At 67.8% G+C, this 18933-nt stretch carries 21 protein-coding genes; 10 read left to right on the top strand and 11 right to left on the bottom strand.

Features of this window, described 5'->3' with window-relative positions; genetic code table 11:
* Positions 1–35 precede the first annotated feature (35 nt).
* Together XINFAN_RS05860 and XINFAN_RS05855 are read right to left on the bottom strand one after the other, a co-directional pair.
* A complete protein-coding gene (locus tag XINFAN_RS05860) occupies positions 36–494 on the bottom strand; it encodes a DUF1493 family protein (protein WP_124085541.1) in 459 nt (152 codons plus the stop codon).
* The gene (locus XINFAN_RS05855) at positions 494–2143 is read right to left on the bottom strand and encodes an electron transfer flavoprotein-ubiquinone oxidoreductase (protein WP_124085540.1); all 1650 of its coding nucleotides are present in this window, start codon (positions 2141–2143) and stop codon (positions 494–496) included. The genes XINFAN_RS05860 and XINFAN_RS05855 overlap by 1 nt, the downstream gene beginning before the upstream one ends.
* Before the next feature lie 316 nt (positions 2144–2459).
* Here XINFAN_RS05855 and greA point away from each other — a divergent pair, with 316 nt between their 5' ends.
* Both greA and XINFAN_RS05845 read left to right on the top strand, forming a co-directional pair.
* On the top strand, positions 2460–2930 hold the full coding sequence (gene greA, locus XINFAN_RS05850) for a transcription elongation factor GreA (RefSeq protein ID WP_124085539.1): 471 nt from the start codon (positions 2460–2462) through the stop codon (positions 2928–2930).
* A 33-nt stretch (positions 2931–2963) separates the two neighbouring features.
* A complete protein-coding gene (locus XINFAN_RS05845; protein ID WP_124085538.1) occupies positions 2964–3968 on the top strand; it encodes a hypothetical protein in 1005 nt (334 codons plus the stop codon).
* Positions 3969–3970: 2 nt separating this feature from the next.
* Here the strand turns inward: XINFAN_RS05845 and XINFAN_RS05840 are convergent, their stop codons facing one another.
* The 8 genes from XINFAN_RS05840 to XINFAN_RS05805 all read right to left on the bottom strand — a co-directional run bounded on the left by XINFAN_RS05840 (position 3971) and on the right by XINFAN_RS05805 (position 9913).
* A complete protein-coding gene (locus XINFAN_RS05840) occupies positions 3971–4564 on the bottom strand; it encodes a GNAT family N-acetyltransferase (RefSeq protein WP_233352134.1) in 594 nt (197 codons plus the stop codon).
* Positions 4554–5054, bottom strand: coding sequence for a molybdopterin-guanine dinucleotide biosynthesis protein B (mobB, locus tag XINFAN_RS05835; RefSeq protein ID WP_124085537.1), 501 nt, complete (start codon positions 5052–5054; stop codon positions 4554–4556). The genes XINFAN_RS05840 and mobB overlap by 11 nt, the downstream gene beginning before the upstream one ends.
* Positions 5051–5629 carry a molybdenum cofactor guanylyltransferase MobA gene (gene mobA / locus XINFAN_RS05830; RefSeq protein WP_124085536.1) on the bottom strand — a complete coding sequence of 193 codons (579 nt, stop codon included), beginning with the start codon at positions 5627–5629 and terminating at the stop codon, positions 5051–5053. The genes mobB and mobA overlap by 4 nt, the downstream gene beginning before the upstream one ends.
* Before the next feature lie 63 nt (positions 5630–5692).
* Complete coding sequence (locus XINFAN_RS05825; RefSeq protein ID WP_124085535.1) at positions 5693–6322, bottom strand: hypothetical protein; 630 nt, start codon at positions 6320–6322, stop codon at positions 5693–5695.
* Positions 6323–6369: 47 nt separating this feature from the next.
* Positions 6370–6519, bottom strand: coding sequence for an aa3-type cytochrome c oxidase subunit IV (locus XINFAN_RS05820; protein ID WP_124085534.1), 150 nt, complete (start codon positions 6517–6519; stop codon positions 6370–6372).
* Between the two features lie 104 nt (positions 6520–6623).
* Complete coding sequence (locus tag XINFAN_RS21935; RefSeq protein ID WP_199286371.1) at positions 6624–7085, bottom strand: DUF6173 family protein; 462 nt, start codon at positions 7083–7085, stop codon at positions 6624–6626.
* Positions 7064–8083 carry an MBL fold metallo-hydrolase gene (locus XINFAN_RS05810; protein ID WP_124085533.1) on the bottom strand — a complete coding sequence of 340 codons (1020 nt, stop codon included), beginning with the start codon at positions 8081–8083 and terminating at the stop codon, positions 7064–7066. The genes XINFAN_RS21935 and XINFAN_RS05810 overlap by 22 nt, the downstream gene beginning before the upstream one ends.
* A 132-nt stretch (positions 8084–8215) precedes the next feature.
* On the bottom strand, positions 8216–9913 hold the full coding sequence (locus XINFAN_RS05805) for an acyl-CoA dehydrogenase family protein (RefSeq protein WP_124085532.1): 1698 nt from the start codon (positions 9911–9913) through the stop codon (positions 8216–8218).
* A 91-nt stretch (positions 9914–10004) separates the two neighbouring features.
* On the opposite strand from XINFAN_RS05805, the gene XINFAN_RS05800 reads away from it, so the two are divergent.
* From XINFAN_RS05800 to XINFAN_RS05770, 7 genes are all read left to right on the top strand, one after another.
* Entirely contained in the window at positions 10005–10955 is a 951-nt protein-coding gene (locus tag XINFAN_RS05800) for an L-threonylcarbamoyladenylate synthase (RefSeq protein WP_124085531.1), read from the top strand.
* Between the two features lie 118 nt (positions 10956–11073).
* A complete protein-coding gene (locus XINFAN_RS05795) occupies positions 11074–12852 on the top strand; it encodes a DNA polymerase III subunit gamma/tau (protein WP_124085530.1) in 1779 nt (592 codons plus the stop codon).
* Positions 12853–12919: 67 nt separating this feature from the next.
* Positions 12920–13273 carry a YbaB/EbfC family nucleoid-associated protein gene (locus XINFAN_RS05790; RefSeq protein WP_124085529.1) on the top strand — a complete coding sequence of 118 codons (354 nt, stop codon included), beginning with the start codon at positions 12920–12922 and terminating at the stop codon, positions 13271–13273.
* Between the two features lie 2 nt (positions 13274–13275).
* Positions 13276–13881, top strand: a complete 606-nt coding sequence (recR, locus tag XINFAN_RS05785) for a recombination mediator RecR (RefSeq protein ID WP_124085528.1) — start codon at positions 13276–13278, stop codon at positions 13879–13881.
* A 223-nt stretch (positions 13882–14104) separates the two neighbouring features.
* Complete coding sequence (gene accD / locus XINFAN_RS05780) at positions 14105–15028, top strand: acetyl-CoA carboxylase, carboxyltransferase subunit beta (protein WP_124085527.1); 924 nt, start codon at positions 14105–14107, stop codon at positions 15026–15028.
* Entirely contained in the window at positions 15025–16299 is a 1275-nt protein-coding gene (locus tag XINFAN_RS05775) for a bifunctional folylpolyglutamate synthase/dihydrofolate synthase (RefSeq protein ID WP_124085526.1), read from the top strand. The genes accD and XINFAN_RS05775 overlap by 4 nt, the downstream gene beginning before the upstream one ends.
* Before the next feature lie 138 nt (positions 16300–16437).
* A complete protein-coding gene (locus XINFAN_RS05770; RefSeq protein ID WP_124085525.1) occupies positions 16438–17235 on the top strand; it encodes an NYN domain-containing protein in 798 nt (265 codons plus the stop codon).
* On the opposite strand, the gene XINFAN_RS05765 is transcribed toward XINFAN_RS05770, so the two are convergent.
* A complete protein-coding gene (locus tag XINFAN_RS05765; RefSeq protein ID WP_124085524.1) occupies positions 17190–17843 on the bottom strand; it encodes a TetR/AcrR family transcriptional regulator in 654 nt (217 codons plus the stop codon). The two genes, XINFAN_RS05770 and XINFAN_RS05765, sit on opposite strands and share 46 nt — an antisense overlap.
* A gap of 209 nt (positions 17844–18052) precedes the next feature.
* Here XINFAN_RS05765 and fghA point away from each other — a divergent pair, with 209 nt between their 5' ends.
* Positions 18053–18883, top strand: coding sequence for an S-formylglutathione hydrolase (gene fghA / locus XINFAN_RS05760; RefSeq protein WP_124085523.1), 831 nt, complete (start codon positions 18053–18055; stop codon positions 18881–18883).
* Positions 18884–18933: the final 50 nt, after the last annotated feature.

Below are 18933 nucleotides of genomic sequence, written 5' to 3'. Positions count from 1 at the left end.
GGGCCCTTGAGGGTGAACTCTTCGTGAGACAGGGGTCAGCGGGCGAGGAATACGCCGGGATCATCCGGAAATACGAAAAGAACGACCAACAGAACACAGACGAGAGCCATACGAATCCAGCGCCTGATCGCGGCCCGGTCCCGCAAAAACGGGTAACGCTCGAACCGATGCGGCGGATGCGTCTTGTTCCAGACCCCGGCCCCGGCGGCGGTGACGAAATCCTGCACCGTGATCGGAAACAGCGGCAGCTCTGCACCGGTTTCGGGATCGACCGCATGCCAGCGCCTGCGAACTGGCGGCTCATCGGCGATATAGTAAAGCCAGGGCTCGAAATTCCTGAGATCCACGCCAAAGCGTTCGGCGAAATCCTCGAACAATTCGCTCGCGTTGTCGCCATCACAGCGAAGCGAGCCGAGAATATCCCCGGGGTCGGGTTCAGCGCCCCGGGAGATATGAGGCTGAAGCCAGGCGAGGACTTCCGCCTCGCTGACCATCACATATTCGGATAGTTCGGCCCCCCGCCGCCCATCGGCGTGGTCCAGACGATGTTCTGGCTGGGGTCCTTGATGTCGCAGGTCTTGCAGTGGACGCAGTTCTGGAAGTTGATGCGGAAAGTGGCCTCCGCGCCCTCGCCCAGCACCTCATACACCCCCGCCGGGCAATAGCGCTGCGCGGGTTCGGCATAGAGCGGCAGGTTCACCGCGATCGGGATCGACGGGTCTTTCAACCGCAGATGGGCGGGCTGGTTCTCGTCGTGGTTGGTGAAGGAATAGGCCACATTGGTCAGCCGGTCGAAGGACAGAACGCCATCGGCTTTGGGATAGTCGATCTTCCGGTAATCCGCCGCCTTGCCGGTCGCGGCCGCATCAGACTTGCCGTGTTTCAGCGTGCCGAACAGCGAGAAGCCGAACAGGTTGTTGGTCCACATGTCGAGCCCGCCGAAGACCAGCGAGGCAGTGAGGCCCCATTTCGACCACATCGGCTTGACGTTCCTGACCTTCTTCAGATCGGCCCCGATGGCGCCGCCGCGCACGTCGGCCTCGTAATCCGACAGCTCGTCGCCCATCCGGCCCGCCTTGATCGCGGCATGCGCCGCCTCGGCCGCGGCCTTGCCGGAAAGCATGGCGTTGTGGTTGCCCTTGATCCGGGGCACGTTCACCAGCCCCGCCGAGCAGCCCAGCAACGCCACCCCAGGCGCCACCAGTTTCGGAATCGACTGCCAGCCGCCCTCGGAAATCGCCCGCGCGCCGTAAGCCACCCGCTTGCCGCCTTTCAAAAGCTCCGCCACCATCGGATGGTGCTTGAAGCGCTGGAACTCGGCGTAAGGGTAGAGATGCGGGTTCTTGTAGTTCAGGTGAACCACGAATCCCACATAAACCTGATTGTTCTCAAGGTGATAGATGAACGATCCGCCGCCCGCGTTCTTGCCGAGCGGCCAGCCCATCGTATGGGTGACCGTGCCTTCCTTGTGCTTTTCCGGGTCGATCTCCCAGATTTCCTTCATGCCGAGGCCGAATTTCTGCGGGCAATGGCCGGCGGAAAGATCGTATTTCGCCATCACCTCTTTCGCGAGGCTGCCGCGCACGCCTTCCGAGAGGAAGACGTATTTGCCGCGCAGCTCCATTCCCGGCTCGTAGGAGGGGCCGGGTTCGGCGGTCTCCGGGTCCAGCCCGAACTCGCCCGCGACCACACCGGCCACACGGTCGCCGTCGTAAACCAGCTGCGAACAGGCCATGCCGGGGAAGATCTCGACGCCGAGCCCCTCGGCCACGCCCGCCATCCAGCGGCAGACATTGGCCATCGAGACGATGTAATTGCCGTGATTGTTCATCAGGGGCGGCATCGGGAAATTCGGGATGCGGATCTGCCCCGCCGGCCCGAGCAGGTAGAAATTATCGTGCTTCACCGGCACCCTGATGGGCGCGTCCATCTCCCGCCAGTCGGGCAGCAGCGCATCCAGCCCCGAAGGGTCGAGCACCGCGCCCGAAAGGATATGCGCGCCGACCTCGGAGCCCTTCTCCAGGACCACCACCGACAGATCGGGGTCGAGTTGCTTCAGCCGGATCGCGGCCGCAAGGCCCGAAGGCCCGGCCCCCACGATCACAACATCATATTCCATCGACTCGCGGGTGATCCCGGTCATGGCGCTTCCTTCTTGCTTCTGCGGCGGTTTATCACACCGCACGTCCTTGGCTGGCACTTCCTGTCGGCGCCCCATTCCCCCGGGCGCCCCGTGATTGCCCGAAGGGCAACCCGACGTCAACCGTGACGCAACATCACGCCGGCAGCCGCAAGCAGGGCGGCATGATCCGGTCCGCAAGCGACAGGCCGCGCATCGCCGCTGCCATGGCCCTTGCTTTTTCCTCGCCCATCGGGTGAGGTTGCCTCTGACCGAGGCGTGAAGTCATGATCCGGGCGACCGGATCGTGGCTTCTGTTTTTTAAAGTGACGGCATAGCTATGGAAAAAATCCCGGTAACGCGGCGTGGGTTCGATGCACTGGATGCGGAACTGAAGCAGCTTAAATCGGAGGCGCGTCCCGCGATCATCCACGACATTGCCGAGGCCCGGGCTCACGGCGACCTGTCGGAGAATGCCGAATATCACGCCGCGCGTGAAAAGCAGGGCTTCATCGAGGGCCGGATCAAAGAGCTTGAAGGCATCATCTCGCTGGCCGAGGTGATCGACCCGAGCCACTTCTCGGGCGGGGTGAAATTCGGCGCCACCGTGACCGTGGTCGACGAGGACACCGACGAGGAAAAGACCTGGCAGATCGTCGGCGAGGTCGAGGCCAATATCGAGGCCGGGCTGCTGAACGTCCGCTCGCCGATCGCGCGCGCGCTGATCGGCAAAGAGGAAGGCGACAGCGTCGAGGTCACCACCCCCGGCGGGCAGAAAAGCTACGAAATCCTTTCGGTGCGCTACGTCTGAGGCGGGGGCCGGATGCCGGTGAAAGATCAGGACATGACCGCCCCCCCGCATTCCGGCGCCCCCGCGCCGCAGCGCCGTTCGCCCGTGACCGAAATCGCGGCGGGGGTGATGTCGGGGATCTGGGTGGTGGCGGTGCTGGCCTGGATCTTCGCCTCGCCACCGGGCGACGAGACGCGCACCCTTGGCCTCGTGATGACGCTGCTGATCCTGTTCCTGCCGCTGGTGCTGATCTGGGTGGCGGTGATCACCCTGCGCTCGGTCCGCGATCTGCGGGCCGAGGCCGCACGGCTGCATGCCTCGGTCGAGGCGATGCGCAATTCCTACATGCAGACCGCGCAGCAGGTGCAGGCCGCCGCGATCCGCCCCTCGGTCGAGAAGAAACTCGACGAGATCGCCCAGGCCACGCGCGAGGCGGGTTCGGTGCTGGCGACGTTTTCCACCCGGCGCGATGCCGCGCTGTCGGTGCCCTCGGCCGACCGCCGCGCCGCGCTGGCCGCGCCGCGCCCTGAACCCGAGGCCGAACAGCCGGGCCTTGCGCTCGGCACCCCGGCCGAGGCTTTGCGCGCGCCCTTGTCGATGGGCGATTTCATCGCCGCGCTGCAATTCCCCGAAAGCCCCGAGGACAAGGCCGGTTTCCGCGCCCTGCGCCTTGCGCTGGAAGACCGCGAGGTCGCCAGGCTGATCCGCGCCGCCCAGGACGTGCTGACGCTGCTCAGCCAGGAGGGGATCTATATGGACGACCTTCGCCCCGAGATGTGCCACCCCGACCTGTGGCGCCGCTTCGCCGGCGGCGAGCGCGGGCGCGGCGTGGCCGCGGTGGGGGGCATCCGCGACCGTTCCTCGCTGGCGCTGACCGCCAGCCGGATGCGCGAGGACACCATCTTCCGCGACGCCGCGCATCACTTCCTGCGCACCTTCGACCGGCTGTTCCAGGCCTTCGAGAAGAACGCCTCCGACGCCGAGATCGCGGCATTCGCCGATACCCGCACCGCGCGGGCCTTCATGATCTTCGGCCGGGTCGCCGGGGTGTTCGACTAGGGCTAAAGCGGGCGGATCATCGTCGTCGCCGCCCTGAAGCCGAAGGCGTAGCGCAGCAGCCCCATCCGCTCGGTGCGGGTGGCGACGAAGCCCTCGCGCTCATAAAGCGCCCTGGCGCGGGTGTTGGTCTCGATCACCTCCAGCCGGACCGCCTCATAGCCGCGCCGCCGTGCCTCGGCGCACAACTCGGCCAGCAGCGCGGCGCCGATGCCCCGGCTGCGGGCGTGTTCCGTCACCGCGATGCCGTCGATCAGGAACCGGCGGTTGTCGATCTCATCAATCAGCAGACGCAGCAAAGCCAGCCGCCAGACCGCGCCGATCCGGCCGTAGATCCGGCGCAGATCGGCCCGGGTTCCGGCCGAGAAACTGCCCTGCGGCGTCTTGAACCCGGCCAGCCCGATCACCCGCCCCTGCCCGTCCAGCGCCGAGAAACAATGATCCGGACGCAGGCCCGCGCGCAGGAATTCCAGCGCCCGCGCATCCGGCCCCATCACCCGGCTCAGCTTGCCGCCGAAGGCCTCCCAATAGACCCGCGCCGCCCTGTCGCGCTCTCCGGGCGGAAAGCCGCGCCGGATGGTGACGCCCTCAGCCGGCAAGACCCGTCTCGCGCAGAATGAAATCCGCGACCCGCGCGGCCTCGTTCAGGTCGAGCACCGGCACCGTCAGCCCGGCAAGCGGCGCATCCGTCGCCACCGCGCGCACCAGCGGATCGCCGGGCTGGATCAGCGCGCGATCAGTGACGCCCTCGCGCCAGACCTCGATCTTGGGATGGGCATCGCGTTTGTAGCCCTCGACCAGCACCAGATCGACCGGGGCCAGCCGCGCCAGCACCTCGCGCAGATCCGGCTCGGGGCCGCGATGCTCGCGCAGGATGGCGAAGCGCTTCACCGAGGCCAGCACAACCTCGCGCGCGCCCGCCTCGCGGTGGCGGTATGTGTCCTTGCCGGGGCGGTCGAGATCGACATCGTGGTGGACGTGTTTCACGGTGGAGACGCTGAAGCCCCGCGCGGTGATATCGGCCACCAGCCGCTCCATCAGCGTGGTCTTGCCGCTGTTCTGCCAGCCGATGACGCCGTAGATCCTCATGCCCTGCCCCCGGGCCGGGCCTCTGCCCGCGCCAGATCCTCGGGCCGGTTGAGGTTTTCGAAAGCTGCCGGATCGGGGAAATCCACCGCCACAGCCCCATGGGCGGCGGCGAAATCCGCGATCTTCGGCTTCGCGCCCGAGGCGAGGAAATCCGCGAGCGGCCCGGCCAGAGCCACCGGCCACAGCGCCGTCGCATTGTGATCGCGCCCGCCCGCCCGGGCAAAGGCCGCCCCCCCGGCGCCCGTCAGCCGCGCCGCCAGGTCCGAGGGCAGGAACGGCGCATCCACCGGCACCGAAATCACCGCATCCGCCCCCTCGCCCCGCGCGTATTCCAGCGCGGCAAGGATCCCCGACAGCGGCCCCATCGGGGTGTCATCAGGCAGAACCGGCAGGGAAAAGGCCGAAAACCGCGCCGGGTCGCCATTGGCCGAAATCACCACGCTTTCGACCTGCGGCAGGGTCCGTTCCAGCACATGGGCGATGAGTGGTCGCCCGCCGAGCGGCAGCAGCGCCTTGTCGGCGCCCCCCATCCGGCGGCCCTCGCCCCCGGCCAGCACAACGGCAAACAGTCTCACGGACCCGCCCCTTTTCCGCCCGCGGACAGCCTGCACCCGGGGGCAGGCGTCCGCAACCCGGGCTCAGTTGATCCGCCGGCCCTTCTTGTCGACCATCACCACGCCATGCCCCTCGCCGGGGTTGTCGTTCTCTTCGGTGACGATGCGCTCGGTCACGCCGGGCAGAGCGCCGAAAGCCGCGCCCAGCTTCTTGGGGAAATACGTCTGCGGCAGGCTCTCGAACCCGGGCACGTCGCGCAGGATCGCCGAGATCGAATTGGCGCAGTTCGCCTTGGCCACCGCGCCGTTCGACATCGCGCGCTGCATCAGCAGCTCGGCCGTCCCGGGCGAAAGCACCAGAGTATGTTCGATGATGTAGAAATGCTCGTCGGCGGTGTCGCGGGCGTGGTAGTCGCGGTAGAAATTCACCACCCGGTCGGTCATGCCGAAATGCACGTCGTTGCGCTCGGGCGCGGCCGGATGGGTCCAGGTGCCCGCCGGATCGAACAGCACCCTTTGCGAGGCATTGATCAGAAGACCCGTATGCGCGCCCGCGCCGGTGCGTCCGTTGATCACCGTAAACAGCGTCACCGAGGGCGGCGGAGGCGCGACATAGACCGCGCGCGCCACCTCCTCGTCGCTGGCCCAGAGCGATTCGCCGCCGCACCCGGCCAGAGTCAGAGCGACCGAAACCGCCGCAATCACACGCAACATATCTTGTCTCCGGGGATCTTGTCCGGCGCCTTGCCCGCCCGCGCGGATCAGGCCCCGGTCAGTGCGAGGAAGACCAGCACCACGAAAATCACCACCAGGCTCCAGTTCACCAGCCGGAGGAAGCCGTGGAAGGTCTTTTCATGCGCGCGGATGTTCATCGAGCCGTGCTGATGTTCGCTGTGGTCGTGCTGGGCCATCGCTGTCTCATTCCCGGGATCGTTCGCTTTCCCGCCTGTTAGCCGATTCATCCGGCGCTGTCACCCGGTCAGACGCGCGCTTTTGCCGCGCCGATGCAGCCCCGCTACAACGCAGCCCGCGGCCCGGGCCAGGCCGAGCCATCGCCGGATTCGCCGCCGCGCCAGCCCTCGGACAGCCGAAACCCGATGCGCAGAGGCGGCTCTTCGGGAACATGTTTCGGCACGGCGCGCAGGATCACCGACAACTGGCTGACATGCTGGATCAGCTGGGTCTTCATCCCGTCCTCGTCGCAGCCATAGAAGGAAATGATGTCGGGCTCGTAAAAGCCGATCCCCTCGATTCGCAGCACGCCCGCCTCGCTGCCCGCAAAGCCCATGGCGATCTCCTGGCTCTGGTCGAGCTGGGTCTCGAAGTTGCGGATATAGAGGATCAGCCGGTCATAAGCCCGTTCCGCGGGCGATTTCCCCGGCGCCGCCACCGCGGTCGCCTGTTTCGTCCTGCGCCTTGCGGGTTTCGCCCCGGGTTCCGCCGCTTTCGCCATCCTCACCGCCTCTGCCACAGCCATGCCCCATCCGGCCCGAGGGAACGCGACAGTTCCCCCCGGCGCAAGAGGTGGTTCAGATGCGCGACGGATTCCGCCAGCGCGAGCCCGGTCTGATCGGGCGGAATCCCGCGCCGGAACAGCACCGGAAAACAGTCGGTGGCGCGGCGGGGCGCGGCCAGAAACTCCGTCAGCCGGTCGAGCGCCGAGATATGGTTCTCGATCATCTGACGCAGCCGGAACGGCAGGCCGGTGAACGGCAGTTTATGGCCCGGCAGCACCAGCTGATCCTCGCGCGCGAAAGCCGAGAGGCGGGTGCAGCTTTCCAGCCATTCCGCCAGCGGATCGGCCTCGGGCTCGGTCGGCCAGACCCCGATATTGGCCGAGATCCCGGGCAGAAGCTGATCGCCGCCAAGGACGATCCCCTCGCTCCACAAGGTCGCATGGGCGGGGGCATGGCCGTGGCCGATGCGCACCTCCCAGTCGCGCCCGCCGATACGCAGGCTCTGGCCCTCCTCCAGCCGGGTGAAGCCCGGCGGCAGCGGATGGACGCAATCGGCGAAGTTGAACGGCCGCTCGCCCGCGCGGCGCGCGAGTTCCGCCTCATCCATCCCCGCGCGGCGCCAGAATGCCAGCGCGGCGGGCGAAGGGCGCTCCTCGACATCGAGCGTCAGCATCCGCCCGTAAAGCCAGGCGGTGCGGGTGATCAGAAGCTCCGCGCCCCGGGCAAGAAACCAACCCGCCATGCCGATATGATCGGGGTGATGATGCGTCACCACCACCCGGCGCACCGGCCGCCCCCGCAGCGGCCCGGCCAGCAGCCGCTCCCACAAAGCCACCATGCGGCGCGAGTGCAGCCCAGTGTCGATCAGGGTCCAGCCGTCCCCGTCCTCCAGCGCGAAGACGTTGACGTGATCCAGCGCCATCGGCAGCGGCAGGCGCAGCCAGAGGATGCCGGGCGCGACCTCGATGGCGGTCCCGGCGGCGGGCGGCTCAGGAAAGGGATGGAGGATCTCTGTCATGGCGGCAACAATGCAAAGCCCGCGCCCGGGCGCAAGCCCCGAAACCCGCCGCCGCGCGCCACCTGCGTCCGGCCCGGCAGGAATGAAAGCCCCCTGGCTTTCACCCTGATCCAAATACCCCCGCCGGAGGCGTCACGCCCCCAGCAACTCCGGCCCTACGTCATAAAGCCCTGAAGCCCCCTCGCGCGCCACCGCCAGCAGCGGGGCATGGCCCGGCAGCAGCCGGCGGATCATCACCCGCGCCAGCGGCAGCCGCGCCGCATCGGCCAAAGCCGCGCGCAGATGGGCATGGCCGCCCAGCACCAGCGCGAAACCGTGCAGATAGGGCACGGCACCCGCGAAACGGTCGTTCAGATCCATCGCCAGCAGCGCCTCGGTCGCCTCGCGCAGATTCTCGGCGGATTGCCAGACCTCGCCCGCCAGATCCGGCAGATGCGCGCGGGCCTCTGCCGCGTCGCTCTCGATTTCCGCGATCAGCCGCAGCGCCGCCTCGCCGCCGTCGGCGAGCTTGCGGCCGACCAGATCCATCGCCTGGATGCCGTTGGTGCCCTCATAAATCGCGGTGATCCGCGCATCGCGCAGATATTGCGCGGCGCCGGTCTCCTCGATGAAGCCCATACCGCCATGCACCTGCACCCCAAGATCGGCGACCCTTATGCCGATATCGGTGCCGTAAGCCTTGGCGATGGGGGTCAAAAGCGCGGCGCGGGCACGGCAATCCCCGTCGCCGGTCGCGGTCGCCATGTCGATCGCCCGCGCGCAGGCCAGCCCGATCACCCGGGCGGAAAAGACCTCGGCCCGCGCCTCGGCCAGCATCCGGCGCACATCGGCATGGCCGATGATGCCGGGACTGCCGTCCGGGGTCTTGCCCTGAACGCGCTCGGCGGCGAAGGCCACAGCCTTTTGCAGCGCCGCCTCGGCGACGCCCACGCCCTGCATCCCCACCCCGAGCCGCGCGTTGTTCATCATGGTGAACATCGCCGCCATGCCCTTGCCGGGCGCATCGACCAGCCAGCCCTTCGCGCCCTGGAATTCCATCACGCAGGTCGGGCTGCCATGGATGCCGAGCTTGTGCTCCAGGCTCACCACCCGCAGGCTGTTGGCCACGCCGGGGTTGCCGCCCTCATCGGGCAGGAATTTCGGCACCAGAAACAACGAGATCCCTTTGGTGCCCGGCGCGGCATCGGGCAGGCGCGCCAGCACCAGATGGCAGACGTTGGGCACCAGATCCGAATCGCCCCAGGTGATGAAGATCTTCTGCCCGGTGACGCGGTAAGTGCCGTCGCCATCCGGCTCGGCCCGGCAGCGCAGCGCGCCCACGTCCGAGCCCGCCTGCGGCTCGGTCAGGTTCATCGTGCCCGACCATTCGCCCGAGATCAGCTTCGGCAGATAGAGCGCCTTCAGATCGTCCGAGGCGTGGTGCTCCAGCGCCTCGATCTGGCCCTGGCTGAGCAAGGGCTTCAGTTGCAGCGAAAGGCAGGCCCCCGCCAGCATCTCGTTCACGCAGGTCGCCAGAGTATGCGGCAGACCCATCCCGCCGTATTCCACCGCGGCCGAGACTCCGACCCAGCCCCCTTCGGCAATCCCACGGTAAGCCCGGTCGAACCCGGGCGAGGACCGCAGCACGCCGTTTTCCAGCCGCGCCGGATGCAGATCGCCGTCACGATTCACCGGCGCCACCACTTCGTCGCACAGCCGCGCCGCCTCGGTCAGGATCGCAGCCGTCACATCAGGCGTGGCGTCGCGGAAGCGGTCGGTCCCGGCCAGGCCCGCGAAATCCACGATATGATCCAGGATAAAGCGCTGATCGGCGGCGGGGGCATGGGCCATCTGGGATTCTCCGTCTTGTGCGGGCGGCTCCGGTCCAATATGCGCCTGAGGCTAACCCATCAAGCCTCTCCCGCAAGCCGGACGCTGCGTCATGGAACGGACCGAAATCCTTACCGCAGACGATGCGGGCATCGCCCGCGCGGCAGAGCTGCTGGCCGGGGGCGGGCTGGTCGCCTTCCCGACCGAGACGGTCTACGGATTGGGCGGCGATGCGCGCCGCGACGAGACCACGGCGCGGATCTTCGAGGCCAAGGGCCGCCCGCGTTTCAACCCGCTGATCTCGCATCTGCCCGACCTTGAGGCCGCAGAGGCCCTCGCGCAGTTCGACGCCCGCGCCCGCGCGCTGGCGGAACGGTTCTGGCCCGGCCCGCTGACGCTTGTCCTGCCGCTGCGCGAGGGCGCGGGGATCTCGCCGCTCGCCACCGCGGGGCTGCCAACGGTGGCGCTGCGGGTTCCCGCCCATCCGGTGGCCCGCGCGCTGCTCACGGCTTTCGGCGGGCCTCTGGCCGCGCCTTCCGCCAACCCTTCGGGCCGGGTCTCGCCCACCCGGGCCGATCATGTGCTGGCGGGGCTGTCGGGCAAGATCGCGGCGGTGATCGACGGCGGGCCCTGCGCTGTCGGGGTGGAATCGACGATCCTGGGCCTCGATGGCGAACCGCGGCTTCTGCGCCCCGGCGGGCTGCCGGTCGAGGCGCTGGAAGAGGCGCTCGGACAGAGAATCGCGACCGGCGGCGACGCAAAACGCCCCAACGCGCCGGGGCAGCTGAGTTCGCATTACGCCCCCGCAGCCCAGGTCAGGCTGGAGGCCCGGGCGGCCGAGACCGGCGAGATCCTCGTCGGATTCGGCCCGGTGAAGGGCGATCTGACGCTCTCGGATTCCGGCGATCCGGTCGAGGCGGCGGCGCGGCTCTTCCATATCCTGCGCGAGGCCGATGCGCTGGCGGGCCCCGCGGGACGGATCGCCTTCGCCCCCATCCCCGAACAGGGGCTGGGGCGCGCGATCAACGACCGCCTGCGCCGGGCCGCAGCGCCCCGCGGCTGACGCAGGCCGGAGTTTTCAAAAACTCCGGCCCGGAATTTTGCAAAATTCCGGACCCTGCCGCAGCCGGTTGCCGATCCGCGCCCCGCCCCCTAGATTGGCCCCGACCGCAGGAGGCCCTATGTCCGAAACCCAGCCACCGGCCTATCAGGTTCTCGCCCGCAAATACCGCCCCGAGACCTTCGCCGATCTCGTCGGCCAGGAGGCGATGGTCCGCACGCTGAAGAACGCCTTCGAGGCCTCGCGCATCGCGCATGCCTTCGTGATGACCGGCATCCGCGGCACCGGCAAGACCACCACCGCCCGCATCATCGCCAAGGGGCTGAACTGCATCGGGCCGGACGGCCAGGGCGGCCCGACGACCGAGCCCTGCGGCAAATGCGAGCATTGCGTGGCCATCGCCGAGGGCCGCCACGTCGATGTGATGGAAATGGACGCCGCCTCGCGCACCGGGGTGAACGACATCCGCGAGATCATCGACTCGGTCCATTACCGGGCGGCCTCGGCGCGGTTCAAAGTCTATATCATCGACGAAGTGCACATGCTCTCGACCGCGGCCTTCAACGCGCTTTTGAAGACGCTGGAAGAGCCGCCCGCCCATGTAAAATTCATCTTCGCCACCACAGAGATCCGCAAGGTTCCGGTCACGGTGCTGTCGCGCTGCCAAAGGTTCGATCTGAAACGGATCGAGCCCGAGGTGATGATGGCCCTTCTGCGCAGGATCGCCGGGGCCGAGGGCGCGCAGATCACCGACGAGGCTCTGGCGCTGATCACCCGCGCCGCCGAAGGCTCGGCCCGCGACGCGACCTCGATCCTCGACCAGGCGATCAGCCACGGTCAGGGTGAGACCACCGCGGGCGCGGTGCGCGCCATGCTGGGCCTCGCCGACCGGGGCCGGACGCTCGATCTGTTCGACATGGTGATGAAGGGGCAGGCGTCTGACGCGCTCACCGAACTGTCGGCGCAATATGCCGACGGGGCGGACCCGATGGCGGTGCTGCGCGATCTGGCCGAGATCACCCACTGGATTTCGGTCATCAAGATCACGCCCGAGACCGCCGAAGACCCGACCGTGCCCCCCGACGAGCGCGCACGCGGGCTGGAGATGGCCGCGAAACTGCCGATGCGGGCGCTGACGCGGATGTGGCAGATGCTGCTGAAGGCGCTGGAAGAGGTCGGCCAGGCCCCGAACGCGATGATGGCGGCGGAAATGGCGATCATCCGCCTGACCCATGTGGCGGAACTGCCCGATCCGGCGCAGCTGGTGAAGAAACTGGCCGACTCGCCGCGCCCGCCCCCAGGCGGCCCCACAGGTGGCCCCTCCGGCGGCGCTCCGGCCGGGGGCGGCGGCGGCACCGTCCATGGCGCGATGCGCGCGCCGATGGCGCCCGCACGCGGCCCCATGATGGGCGCCACCATGTCGGCCGCGGCCCCCGCACTTGCCGCCGCGCCGCAGGTGATCTGCGCCTCTTTCGAACAGCTGATCGCGCTGATCCGCGAAAAGCGCGACGCGCTTTTGCTGAAAGAGGTCGAGGATTACGTCCGGCTCGTGCATTTCGCCCCCGGAAGGATCGAATTCGAGCCCGCCCCCGGCGCGAAACCCGACCTCGCCGCGCGGCTGTCGCAGCGCCTCCAGGGCTGGACGCACACCCGCTGGGGCGTCTCGGTCGTCGGCTCGGGCGGTGCGCCGACCATCGCCGAGGCCCAGGCCAGCGAGCGCCGCGCCGCCGAGGCGGAAGCGCGGCTCAGCCCGATGGTGCAGGCCGTGCTCAAAGCCTTCCCCGCGGCCCGGATCACCGACATCCGCTCGCCCGAGGATCTGGCCGCCCAGGCCGCCGCCGAGGCCCTGCCCGAGGCGGACCCGGAAACCGGCGACGACTGGGATCCGTTCGAGGAATAGCCCTCTCTTGCGCGGGCGCCCTGGCGTCCGTATCTCGGGATAAAGCCGGTTTCAGGAAGGAAAGCCCATGTTCAAAGGTCTCGGTGCCCTCGGCGGTCTCGGCGATATGTCGAAGATGATGAAGGCCGCGCAGGAAATGCAGACCAAAATGGCCGAGTTGCAGGAGAGCCTGGCCACCACCGTAGTGATCGGCGAAAGCGGCGCCGGCCTCGTGAAGGCGCGCGCCACTGCGAAAGGCGAGGTGACCGGGCTCGACATCGACCCGTCGATCCTGGTGCCGACCGAGAAAGAGGTGCTGGAAGACCTGATCCTCGCCGCGATCAAGGATGCCCAGGGCCGCGCCGCCACCAGATCCGCCGACGAGATGCGCAGGCTGACCGAGGCGCTCGGCCTGCCCGCCGACATGAAGCTGCCGTTCTGAACGTGGGCGCCGCCCCCGAAGACGCCGGGATCGACGCGCTGATCGAGCTGATGGCGCGGCTTCCGGGCCTCGGGCCGCGCTCGGCGCGGCGCGCGGTGCTGATGATGCTCAAACGCCGCGGCCAGGTCATGGCGCCGCTCGCCCAGGCCATGGCCCAGGTGGCGCTGAACGCCCGCGACTGCCAGATCTGCGGCAATATCTCGACGACCGAGATCTGCCCGATCTGCCAGGACCCCGCCCGCGCCACCCGCGAGATCTGCGTGGTCGAGGATGTGGCCGATCTCTGGGCGCTGGAACGCGCAGGCGTGTTCCGCGGCCGCTACCACGTGCTGGGCGGCACGCTGTCGGCGCTCGACGGGCTGGGGCCGGATGAACTGGGCATCCCCCGCCTCGCGCGGCGGGTGACGGACGAGGGCATAGCCGAGGTGATCCTCGCGCTGAACGCCACGGTCGACGGCCAGACCACCGCGCATTACATCGCCGATGCCCTCGCGGGAACCGAAGCGCAGATCTCGACCCTCGCTCAGGGCGTGCCGGTCGGCGGCGAACTGGACTATCTCGACGACGGCACGCTCGGCGCGGCGTTGCGCGCGCGGCGCAGGATCTGACCGCGCGCCCGATGGCAGGCGCCGGACGCCTCCGGCGGGGGTATTTGGGTCAGGATGAAAGCCCCTTATGCTTTCACCCTGATATAAATACCCCGGGGGTGAGCGCCGAAGGCGCGAGGGGGCAGGGCCCCCTTTCGCCGCCGAACCCCGCGCCTGCGGATTGCAATCGTGCCCTGCCCGGCTTATCTCGGGGCCGACCGACACCGGCCGGAGAGGCATTCGCATGAACTGGATCACCAACTACGTCCGCCCGAAGATCAATTCGCTCTTCTCGCGGCGTGAGGTGCCCGAGAACCTGTGGACCAAATGCCCCGAATGCGGGACCATGCTGTTCCACCGCGAGATGGAGGCCAGCCTCAACGTCTGCTCGAACTGCGACCACCATATGGCGATCACGCCGCGCGATCGTTTCCGGGCGCTGTTCGACGGCGGCATCTTCACCGAGGTGAAGGTGCCCGACCCGATCGCCGATCCGCTGCATTTCCGCGATCAGAAGAAATATCCCGACCGGCTGAAGGCGGCGCAGAAGGCCACCGGCGAGAAAGAGGCCATGCTGGTGGCCGAGGGCGAGATCGGCCGCACCCCGGTCGTCGCCGCCGCGCAGGATTTCGCCTTCATCGGCGGCTCTTTGTCGATGTATGTCGGCAATGCCTTCATTGCGGGCGCCCAGCGCGCGGTCGCGATGAAGAAGCCCTTCGTGGTGTTCTCCGCCGCGGGCGGGGCGCGGATGCAGGAGGGCATTCTTGCCCTCATGCAGATGCCACGCACCACAGTCGCGATCCAGATGCTGAAGGAAGCAGGGCTCCCCTATATCGTCGTGCTGACCCATCCGACCACCGGCGGCGTCACCGCCTCTTACGCCATGCTGGGCGATGTGCAGATCGCCGAGCCGAATGCGCTGATCTGTTTCGCCGGGCCGCGCGTCATCGAACAGACCATCCGCGAGAAACTGCCCGAGGGCTTCCAGCGCGCAGAATATCTGCTCGACCACGGCATGCTGGACCGGGTGACCCACCGCAAGGAACTGCGCGAGGAGCTGATCACCATCCTTCGGATGCTGATGGGGCAGCCCCCGGAGATGCGCGGCGATCTGGCGGCCCCCGCCGCCGCCCCGGAACCCGCCCCCGCGAGCGGAGACCAGGCGTGAGCACGCTCGGTTCCGACGCCATCCTTGAGCGGATGATGACCCTGCACCCCAAGGTCATCGACCTGACGCTCGACCGGGTGCATCGCCTCTTGGCCGCGCTCGGACATCCCGAACGGAATCTGCCGCCGGTGATCCATCTGGCGGGGACGAACGGCAAGGGCTCGACCCAGGCGATGATCCGCGCCGGGCTGGAGGCCGGAGGCGCGCGCGTCCACGCCTATACCTCACCGCATCTGGCGCGGTTCCATGAGCGGATCCGGCTGGCGGGCGAGCTGATTTCAGAACCCGCGCTGACCGCGCTGCTGGACGAATGCGTGGCGGCGAACGGCGGCGAGGCGATCACCTTCTTCGAGATCACCACCGTCGCGGCGATGCTGGCTTTTGCCCGCACTCCCGCTGATTTCACCCTGCTGGAGGTCGGCCTCGGCGGTCGGCTGGATGCCACCAATGTGGTGGACCAGCCGCGGCTGACGATCATCACGCCGGTTTCCATCGACCATCAGCAATATCTGGGCGAAACCCTGCGCGAGATCGCCGGTGAGAAGGCCGGGATCATCAAGCGCGGCGTGCCGGTCGTGGTCGGCCCGCAGGAGGACGAGGGGCTCGCGGTGATCGAGGCCACCGCCGCGCGGCTTGGCGCGCCCATCTTCGCCCATGGCCAGCACTGGCATGTCGACGAGGAACGCGGGCGGATGATCTATCAGGACGAGAACGGCCTGCTGGATCTGCCGCTGCCCAACCTGCCCGGGCCGCATCAGATTATGAACGCGGGCGCGGCCATCGCGGCTTTGCGCCTTCTGGGCCGGGACGAGGCCGCCTGCGAGGCCGCGGTGACGCGCGCCGTCTGGCCCGCCCGGATGCAAAGACTGACACGCGGCCCGCTCGCGGAAAGTGCACCGCAGGCCGAACTCTGGCTCGACGGCGGCCACAATCCGGCGGGCGGCGAGGCGGTGGCGGCTACGCTCGCGCGGATGCCCGCGCGCGAGACCTTCCTGATCTGCGGCATGCTCAACACCAAGGATGTGACCGGCTACATGCGCCCGCTCGCGCCCCGGGTGCATCGGCTGATCGCGGTCGGGATCCCGGGCGAGCCGAACACCCTGCCGCCTGAGGCCACCCGCGACGCGGCGCACACCGCCGGAATCAACGCAGAGACCGCTCCCTCGGTCGCTGCTGCGCTGGCGAGGGTGGTGGCGGAGAACCCCCAGGCGCGGGTGCTGATCTGCGGCTCGCTCTATCTGGCAGGCCAGGTGCTGAAAGAGAACGGCTGAGGCCAGGCCGGGGCCAAAATCCTTCGAAGGATTTTGCAATTTTCTTCGAAGAAAATTGTCCCGCGCGGGCGGGCAGCCCTTCTTCGAACACAATCGGCGGAAAAACTGATGCGGTTTATCAGATGAATTGCCGCGCCCATGGATCTGTCGCCCACCGCCGCCCTGTCCGCCCCGCTGACCGCTCTGGTCGACACCCCGCTTGCCCTGCTTGTGGATGGCGAGAATATCCCGAAGACCTTTGCGCCTGATCTGCTGCCGGTCGCCCGGCTCTGCGGCGATGCCCGGATCCGGCGGGTCTATGGGGGATTGCAGCATATCTCGGGCTGGGAAGATCACGGATTCCGCCTGTGCCCGACCCGGCCGGGCAAGAATTCCGCCGATATGCTCCTGTGCGTCGAGGCGATGCTGCTGGCGCTGCGCGAGGAGTTCCCGACCATCGCCATCGTCACCGGAGATCGCGATTTCAGCTATCTGGCCGAGCAATTGCGCGAGATCGGAATCCGGGTGATCGGGATCGGAGACGGCAGAACGCCAGCCTCGTTCCGCAATGCATGCTCGTGCTTTTATCAGTTCGATGAGGTGAAGGCGGGCAAAGCGGCCACGGGTAAAACGCGGACCACACCCCCGGCTCCGGCGCCCAAACCTCTCAGCGCCGCGTCGGCGCCCTCCGAACTGGAACGGCTGATCCCCGAACTCGAGCGGATTCTCAGAAGTTCCGATATGCCCGGCGGCTGGACGGCCTCCCACTGGTTACGCAAGCAACTGGCGCAATCAAGCCCCGAATCCGCCTTGGGCAAGCTGAGCCACCGGGACTTTGCGCAGGCATTGAGAGAATGCGGGAGATTTGAAGTTCTGCAACATAACAAGACGGCACTTCTGCTTCGCCCCCTTCAGCCGGACCTTTCGGCACGCTCCGCTTCCCCCCGCGCCCCGTAACGCGCCATGAACATCTCCACCGCGCTCTCGACCGATTTCGCCACCTCTTCGGGGCGGATGTCCTGCACCAGATCCAGCATCAGCCGGTCGTGGACCGCCGCCCGGCAGAGCTGCACGAACTGATCGGCGGCGAGGTCGTAGTCGGTGATCGAAAGCTCGCCGCGCTGGCTGAGTTCGCGCAGACGCTCCACCAGCTTGCGGCGCAGAAGGCCCGGCCCGTTCGAGTAGAACTCCCGCGCAAGTTCGGGGAATCGTGCTACCTCGGCCACGATCAGCCGGAACAGGCGGCGGCCGAAATCCGACAAAGTGAACTCGATCACCCGCTGGCCCGCGAAGGTCAGGAACTCACGCGCGCCCGGTGTGCGCGCCAGTTCGGTCTCGGCACGGTCGGCCTGGCGGTGGCATTCGGCACTGAACACCTCGGCGAACATGATGCGCTTGTCGGGGAAATAGGAATAGAGCGTGGCTTTCGACACCCCGGCCTCACGCGCGATCTCATCGACCGAGGCGCCTTCGAATCCGTCGCGAAGGAAGACACGCAAAGCGCCGTCCACCACCTGCTCAAATTTTCGGCCCCTGCGGACCTCGGGTTCTGGAATGGAACTCATGGCCGCGCCATCATGCCCGCCGGCCCGGCGGTTGGCAACTGCGGCCGGGCCTTTCGTCATGCCCGTCTTCCGGCGCGCTTCGGCCCGTCCGGCCCTGCCCCCGCCGCGGTTGCGGCCTTGCCCCCCGCCGCGGTTGCGGCCATTGTGGCGCCGGACAAGCCCGCATCGCGCCAGACCCTGTTCGCGCGACCTACCCAGGTGGAGACGCTATGAAGACGATTTCGGAAAACCGCTGCTTCGGGGGCGTGCAAGGGGTCTATACCCATGCCTCGCAGGCCACGGGAACCGATATGACCTTTGGCCTGTTCCTGCCCGAAGGGGCCGAGGACGGGCCGGTGCCGCTGCTCTGGTATCTGTCGGGCCTGACCTGCACCCATGAGAACGCCATGGTCAAGGCGGGGGCGCAACGCTGGGCGGCCGAGGCCGGGATCGCGCTGATCTTCCCCGACACCAGCCCGCGCGGCGAGGGCGTCGCCAATGACGAGGCCTATGATCTGGGCCAGGGCGCCGGTTTCTACGTCAATGCGACCGAATCCCCCTGGGCGCCGCATTTCAGCATGTGGGATTACGTGACCGACGAACTGCCGGATCTGGTGTTCCGCGCCTTCCCGCTGGAGGAAACCCTCCAGGCGATCACCGGCCATTCCATGGGCGGCCACGGCGCGCTGACCATCGCCATGAGCCTGCCGGGCCGGTTCTCCTCGGTTTCGGCCTTCGCGCCGATCTGCAACCCGTCCGCCTCGGACTGGGGCAGGAAGCAGTTCACCGCCTATCTGGGCAAGGACGAATCAGCCTGGGCGCCGCATGACGCCACGCTTCTGATGAGGAAACGCGGCTTCGACGGGCCGGTGCTGATCGACCAGGGCACGGCCGATCAGTTCATCGACCTGCTGAAGCCCGAGGCCTTGGCCAGCGCGATGACCGAGCGCCGCCAGGGCGGCACCTTCCGCATGCAGAAGGGCTACGATCACAGCTATTTCTTCGTCTCGTCCTTCATCGAAGACCATATCGCCTTTCACGCCGATGCGTTGATGGGCTGAGCCGCCAAATTCCTTCGAAGGAATTTGCAAAAATCTTCGAAGATTTTTGC

This window comes from Pseudogemmobacter humi (assembly GCF_900609055.1).
In the GTDB taxonomy this organism is placed as follows: Bacteria; Pseudomonadota; Alphaproteobacteria; order Rhodobacterales; family Rhodobacteraceae; genus Pseudogemmobacter; species Pseudogemmobacter humi.
The sequence above is the reverse complement of the archived record's forward strand: the minus strand, read 5'-3'. Positions and strand labels throughout refer to the sequence as shown.